Genomic DNA, 6,556 nt, shown 5'->3' on the forward strand with positions numbered 1-6,556 from the left:
TGTCGCAATTGCTTTGCCGTTTCATCAAAAAGTTCTTACAGGATTCCAGTAGGATGAAGCGTAATCCGGCCTGGTATTTTACGTTTCGATTTCAATTTTTAGCTCGCGTTTCAATAAGCGAGAACATGGGGCAGAAGATGAGGTTTAGAAACCGTGGAGCGGCGGGTTCATGACGCTGCGCGAAAACGAAGCGTCTGACGAGGCTTGGTCCAAGGCAACGCGTATCGCGCGAGAGCTGGATCGCATTCTGGACGGGCAAGAGCCTGTGCGTACCGCTGTTGCTCGCGCCGCATCCGAATTGCGTCTCTCGACGCGCCAAGTCTACAACCACCTGCGCCGATACCGCACCGAGCGCCGGGTTTCTTCGTTGTTGCCAAAGACTGGTGGGGCGAGGCGCGCAAGGATCAGCCCGGCTGTTGAGGAGATCATTTCGGCAACGCTTCGGGAGATGTGGCTTCGGCCTGAGCAACCGGACCTTGCGCCGATTGTCGATGAAATCCGCGCCCGTTGTGACAGCGAGGGTCTTGATCCGCCTGCCTATGTCACCGTTTCCAAGCGTATCCCACGGCTGTTCACGCCCGAGGAGATTGCACGACGGCGACACTCGGGAGGGAAAAGCCTGCGGCGTCTGAAACCCCGCCCGGGCTATATCCGGGCCAAACACGCACTCGATGTCGTCCAGATAGACCATACCCCCGCCGACATCCAGTTTGTAGAAGTCATCGATGGTCAGGGCATCTATGTCGGACGCCCCTATCTCACTATCGCAGCCGATGTTGCAACAAGCGCAATTATTGGCTTCTGCCTGACCCTTGAGCAGCCCTCACGCCTGTCGGTCGCCCTCTGTCTTGCGCAGGCGATGTGCCGCAAGGAGGACTGGCTGGTAGCGCGCGACATCAATCATTCCTGGCCGATGTTTGGTCGCCCGAAGAAGGTCGTCGTGGATTCCGCCATGGAATTCAGAAGCACCAGTTTCATCCGGGGTTGTGCCGAGTACGGCATTGCAATTCAAAGCCGGAACAAGGGGACCGTCCATCGTGGCGGGATTGTCGAACGGCTTCTCGGCAAAGTGAATACGGTGCTGCGCTCCCTGCCTGGCAAGACCGGGCGTTCCATCGCGGATCGGGGTGAGTATCTGTCCGAAGACCGTGCGAAGCTCAACTTTGCAGACCTCGAACGCTGTATCGCGCTGGCGATTGTCGATCACAATCTTAGCCAGAATGAACGCAAGCTGACGGTCCCGGCCAATGAATGGGAACGAAAATTCCGTCAGCCGGATGGCCCGGAAGACAACCCTTTCGACGTTCTGCTCAGCTTTCTCCCGAACAAGACACGCAGGATTTCACCTCAAGGTGTCAGCCTGTTTGCCAACGACTATTTCGATCCATGGTTGGGCCCATTGGTCGCCCGCCGTGATCGATTGGATGCTCTCGATGTTCGTTATGATCCTCGGGACATTAGCCACATCTACATCAAGGATCCCGATACAGGAGCTTGGCGTCCTGTGGGGCGGCGGGATGGACTGCTTGAGGCGGTCACCCTTTGGCAGCACAGGGCCGAAAGAAGCCGAGCGCGCGAAACCGGCCGGCGCCCGATTGAGGAGAAGACCGCGATCCGCCGCGAAATCGCGGCGACCGTGGATGCCTCAGCAACGAAGAAGCAAAGGCTGAAGGAAATCGCACGGGCCAGGCATGCGGCTCATGCGCCGAAACCCTACCAGAGCCTCACTTCTTCCCCGACGCCAATCAGCGAAACGCCTGACCCTGAGCGCCCGCGCCGCGTCTTTCCGGTTGAGGATTGGTGAAATGACTGATCACCTCCTGGACTCCGCCGCATCACTTCTCGATGCCGGTGACGCGTGCCGCATCGACCATATCCGGACGGCCCGTTGGATCAGCCATCCGGTTGCAAGTCGCGCCCATAACGCCATGCGTCTGCTGCTTGATCGGCCTGTAACATTGCGCCCCAGAGGGCTCTTGCTGACGGGCCCCTATCACAATGGCAAGACAATGATCGCCGAACGCTTCGCGATTGAACATTTGCGTCAGTCAGAACGTCAAAGGATCTGGGTGATCCAGACCCGAGAAGGTGCCGGACTGTCTCACTTCTATGCCAGCATTCTTGCCGGGTTGCGCGCACCTCAGGCATCTGGCTGGCGAAGCCTGTCGCGCGCGGGCGAGCAGGTGGATCACTTGCTGGACAGCCTGAAACCCCGCGTGCTCATCTTCGATGAGTTCCACAGCGCCTTGCGCGGGCGGCGCCAGGATGTGAAAGCGATCTTCTCGTTTATGCGTCGTATCGCACGTGTCCACGACATCTCGCCCGTATTGGTCGGCGAGGTCGCGGTCTACGATGCAGTGCACGACACCGAGGAAATGGGATCGCGGTTCGATACGATCCCTATTTCCAGATGGGCGTATGACGAGGATTTCGCGACGCTCCTCGATAGTCTTGAGACCAGCATGCCTCTCGCCCGCGCCTCGAACCTGTCGCGACCGCCACTGGCTGAGATCATCCATGAATTGTCAGAGGGCTTGATCGGAGAGGTCGTCGATATCGTGAGCAACGCAGCTATCACGGCGATAAGGACCGGCGAGGAACACATTTCTGAAGCGACCATCACCTCTCTCGGTTACACGCCCCTGTCGAAACGCCGAAATGCGCCTTTGCGCCGCGAAATGATGTGACCCAGTCTGCGTCCGAGATCACAGTCACACCTGCGCGCGACTACGGCAATGAGGTGGGGCAAGGCTGGCCCGTCGTCGTTCCACCGGCACCCGGAGAGCTGCTGTCGAGCTGGCTGCACAGGCTGGCCATGGCCAATGGAATTCCACCTCAATATTTTGGGCGGGTTCTGGATGTCGCAGGTGGAGATTGGTCTGCAAAGCTTGACCGAGACCTTCCCGGGCGAGTCCTTGATCTCCTGGTCGAGCGAACCGGATTGCCCGCCGAGGACATTGATGGCCTGGCTTTGCACCGCGACCCACTGGCCCGGTTGCGATTGCGGCAGATCACAGGATCAGGAGATGCCCGCACATCGACCGCTCGGGTCAATCGCCTGCAATATTGCCCGGCATGCCTAAAAGAGGATCGCGCACCGTTCTTCCGGCGCGGCTGGAGCCTGGCGACGCGCGTTTCCTGCTTTCGGCATGGATGCCGCTTGCGCGATCACTGCCCTGCCTGCGGCCGAAGCATTGCGCCTGCTCGACAAAACCGCCTGCTGCCGCAACATTTCTGCGTCTGGTGTGATGCTGATCTCCGAAAACCCACCCTGCCCGCCGAGTATGATGTGCAGCGTCTCGAACGGCTCATCGACGATTTACTTCGAATGCATGTTGCAGGACATGGACGGCATGGAAATCCATCCCTGCCCGCCATGCTTGGGGCGGCTTGTTTCACGTTCAATGGCGAGCCGACGGCAATTTCGCGCTTGCCGCACCGGGTCCGCTACGCATTGTTCCGCCAGTTGGCCGATGGAATGACGCACCTCCAAAAACGTTCCGTGCATCCTGCAATTGACCTCTGGACCCGCATTGCACTGGCTGCGCCCAAGCATTCCGACTTGGTGGCGTCATTGAGTGCAGAGATCACGTTACAGATCACACCAGGACCAAAGACGCGCTCCAGACATCCTGATTTGGCGGACTTGCAACAGGTCATCGGTCGCCTTCATTCAAACCGCCGCACATCATTGGCAACGGCTATGCCCGAGAATTGATGATCCCTGCATCCTCCATCTGCTCCCGATCGGGCAGGTCCTGCAGCGACTCCAGATCGAACGCGACCAGGAACTGCTCCGTCGTCACATAGGTATAGGGTGCTCCACGCCGCGGCGACCGGGGCCCGGTGCCGATCAACCCGCGCGCATGCAGTCGCCCGATCAGATCGCGGCTGATCTCCTTGCCGAAGATGTCCTTCAGCCCGTCCCGGGTGATCGGCTGGTGGTAGGCGATGGCAGCGAGCACCGCGACATCATATTCGTCCAGGTCCAGAAGCTGTTCGCCCACATCCGCAGCGGCCCTGATCGCTGGGGCGTAGGTGGGCCGCGTGCGCAACATCCAGCCGCCGGCCACCTGCGCCACTTCGAAGGATCGTCCTTCGAGATCGGCGACCAGGTCTTCGACCAACAGATCGACCGAAGCCCCCTGCCCCACCACGCGCGCGAGGTCCTCGCGCGGCACCGGCGATGCACTGGCGAAGAGAACGGCTTCAATCCGCCGCATCCATTCACGCCAGCGCAATTCGGTTGGCAGATCGTCCAATTCCCGATCGAAGTCAGTTTCGGCGTGATCCTTGGCCATCGCTCAGATCCCGTAGAGCCGGAACGTGTCGCGGCCGGTCAGCTCGCGCACCGCGCCGAGATCGACCAACCGGTCACAGAGCCGCCGTGCGGACCGGTCCGGTAGTGGGAGGGCCGCAGGTGCGACGGCATCTTGGGTCAGGAACATCGCGACGGCGGCCTCCGCGCCTTTGGCGCGCAGCTTCGGCGCGACCGCTTTGAGATGCGCTGCCCGCCGCGCGAGGTCAGTTGAGAGACGCACGGCATCGACCGCCGATGAGACGAGCGCACGATGACAAGCCGAGCGTAGGTCTTCGCCTCGCTTGCGCATGTCGGCGCGTTTCAGGCCTGCGGCCAGAAGCGGCACGACATGATCCCAACCAAGCGCCTGAGCGAGGGTCGCGTCAGCAAGGACGAGCGCGGGTACCTCGGCACGGGGGGCATCGTTTAGTACCGCCTCCAGCACCATTGCCGCACGACTGACCGGTGCTCCCTGCCCGGCGTCGAACCAACGCGCGATCTGATCACCCTGAAGTTCTGGCAGCGCCCGGACCAGAGCTTTCACGGTCACCGGCCTTTCCGTGGCGCGACGCCACGCCAGACAGGTTTCGCCTGCCGGGCCGGGCAGGTCGCCGGGGCGTAGCAGATGCACCACGTCGCGCAGCTCCCTTGCTCGCTCCGGCCGGCCCAAAAACGCGACACAAGCCTCCGTTGCGCGCAACGACAGCCGATCCCGTAACAAGGCTTGGGGGACCGCCTCTCGCCCCAACACAAGATGCAGGTGGCTCAGTGCTGCGCCCGACAAAAACGCCACATCTTCAAGGGTTTCGGCGCGTGCCGAGGTGACCCAGGGCGGCATCTGGGGTAAGTTAAGAGGGTCGCTGTCGAAGGTTGAGTGGGCATATGTCATGCCACAACACTATCTCACGGCGGCGCTTTTGACTACCATATAGTGTAGAAACCGCCCCTCTTTGCCGAACCTTAATACGTCCAATAACCTTGCGTTATCGGACATAATAATGATATGCTCGGAAACATGAGCAGTCTCACGAACAACGGCACCAAAACCGAGGATTCCGACGCGTCTGACGCAGAGATTTCGAGCTCAGCGTCCTATGGCTCGCTGAACAGTGACGAACACGACGAGAGAACATCTCGGGACCGAGCCTCAATCGCTCTGCCCGCTCATGTGGCCGGCTCCGGCGCGCTCGACCGACTGATCGACACCGCGCGCGACTACGCCGAGGCCTCTACAGCTGAGAACACCAACAAGGCCTACGCCGCCGACTGGAAACACTTCACCCGCTGGTGCCGGCTGAAAGGCACAGAACCTCTGCCCCCCTCGCCCGAGATGGTTGGACTTTATGTAGCTGATCTTGCTGCACCAGCCGAGAAGGCCCCTGCCCTTTCGGTCTCCACGATCGAGCGCCGTCTCTCGGGGCTTGCCTGGAACTACAGGCAGCGCGGGTTCACTCTTGATCGCAAGGACCGGCACATCGCCACCGTTCTGGCCGGGATCAAACGCAAGCATGCGCGCCCGCCGGTCCAGAAGGAGGCGATCTTGCCTGAGGACATCCAGGCCATGGTGGCCACCCTTTCCTACGATCTCCGCGGGCTTCGAGACCGGGCGATCTTGCTGCTGGGCTATGCGGGCGGTCTGCGCCGGTCCGAGATTGTCAGCCTGGACCACGGCAAGGACGATACCCCCGACAGCGGCGGCTGGCTCGAGATCTTCGACAAAGGCGCGCTGCTGACGCTGAACGCCAAGACCGGGTGGCGCGAGGTTGAGGTCGGGCGCGGCTCAAGCGACCAGACCTGTCCCGTCCACGCACTTGAGCAATGGCTACACTTCGCACGCATCGACTTTGGGCCGGTCTTCGTGCGCATCTCCCGGGATGGCAAAAGCGCCCTCGAGCCGCGCCTCTCCGATAAGCACGTCGCGCGACTGATCAAAGCGAGCGTTCTAAAAAGCGGCGTCAGGTCCGATCTGCCGGACGCCAAACGGCTGGCAATGTTCTCCGGCCATTCCTTACGCGCCGGGCTCGCCTCGTCGGCAGAGGTTGATGAGCGCTATGTTCAAAAGCAGCTCGGACATGCGTCGGCCGAGATGACCCGGCGCTATCAGCGCAGGCGCGACAGGTTCCGGGTGAACCTGACCAAAGCCGCAGGGCTGTGATGCCCAGGATTCTTGACGTGTTTGGTGAAGCGCTAAGATGAAATTCCAGCGCTTCAGTTTCAGCTTACTGCTTCAATTGAAATCGGGAACTAAACGCGACA

Annotated in this window: 6 protein-coding genes; 4 read left to right on the forward strand and 2 right to left on the reverse strand. The window is 60.8% G+C overall.

Annotated features, from left to right (window positions below):
* Nucleotides 1–169 precede the first annotated feature (169 nt).
* From I3253_RS20145 to I3253_RS20155, 3 genes are read left to right on the forward strand one after another with little or no spacing between them, the layout of a single operon-like run.
* Nucleotides 170–1,804, forward strand: coding sequence for a Mu transposase C-terminal domain-containing protein (locus tag I3253_RS20145; RefSeq protein ID WP_197919582.1), 1,635 nt, complete (start codon nucleotides 170–172; stop codon nucleotides 1,802–1,804).
* Between the two features lies 1 nt (nucleotide 1,805).
* A complete protein-coding gene (locus tag I3253_RS20150) occupies nucleotides 1,806–2,687 on the forward strand; it encodes a TniB family NTP-binding protein (RefSeq protein WP_107818340.1) in 882 nt (293 codons plus the stop codon).
* Entirely contained in the window at nucleotides 2,684–3,718 is a 1,035-nt protein-coding gene (locus I3253_RS20155; protein WP_197919583.1) for a TniQ family protein, read from the forward strand. The genes I3253_RS20150 and I3253_RS20155 overlap by 4 nt, the downstream gene beginning before the upstream one ends.
* Here the strand turns inward: I3253_RS20155 and scpB are convergent.
* Both scpB and I3253_RS20165 read right to left on the reverse strand, forming a co-directional pair.
* On the reverse strand, nucleotides 3,702–4,301 hold the full coding sequence (scpB, locus tag I3253_RS20160; RefSeq protein WP_197919584.1) for an SMC-Scp complex subunit ScpB: 600 nt from the start codon (nucleotides 4,299–4,301) through the stop codon (nucleotides 3,702–3,704). The genes I3253_RS20155 and scpB overlap by 17 nt on opposite strands.
* Nucleotides 4,302–4,304: 3 nt before the next feature.
* A complete protein-coding gene (locus tag I3253_RS20165) occupies nucleotides 4,305–5,189 on the reverse strand; it encodes a DUF1403 family protein (RefSeq protein WP_197919585.1) in 885 nt (294 codons plus the stop codon).
* A 126-nt stretch (nucleotides 5,190–5,315) separates the two neighbouring features.
* Here I3253_RS20165 and I3253_RS20170 point away from each other — a divergent pair, with 126 nt between their 5' ends.
* Entirely contained in the window at nucleotides 5,316–6,455 is a 1,140-nt protein-coding gene (locus tag I3253_RS20170; protein WP_232272220.1) for a tyrosine-type recombinase/integrase, read from the forward strand.
* Nucleotides 6,456–6,556 lie beyond the last annotated feature (101 nt).

The organism is Thiosulfatihalobacter marinus (assembly GCF_016019955.1).
Lineage (GTDB): Bacteria > Pseudomonadota > Alphaproteobacteria > Rhodobacterales > Rhodobacteraceae > Shimia > Shimia marinus_A.

Excerpts from the sequence above, each read along its gene's own strand:
- I3253_RS20145 (WP_197919582.1), top strand. The coding sequence starts at position 170 with ATGACGCTGCGCGAAAACGAAGCGTCTGACGAGGCTTGGTCCAAGGCA.
- I3253_RS20150 (WP_107818340.1), top strand. The coding sequence starts at position 1,806 with ATGACTGATCACCTCCTGGACTCCGCCGCATCACTTCTCGATGCCGGT.
- scpB (WP_197919584.1), bottom strand. The coding sequence starts at position 4,301 with ATGGCCAAGGATCACGCCGAAACTGACTTCGATCGGGAATTGGACGAT.
- I3253_RS20165 (WP_197919585.1), bottom strand. The coding sequence starts at position 5,189 with ATGACATATGCCCACTCAACCTTCGACAGCGACCCTCTTAACTTACCC.
- I3253_RS20170 (WP_232272220.1), top strand. The coding sequence starts at position 5,316 with ATGAGCAGTCTCACGAACAACGGCACCAAAACCGAGGATTCCGACGCG.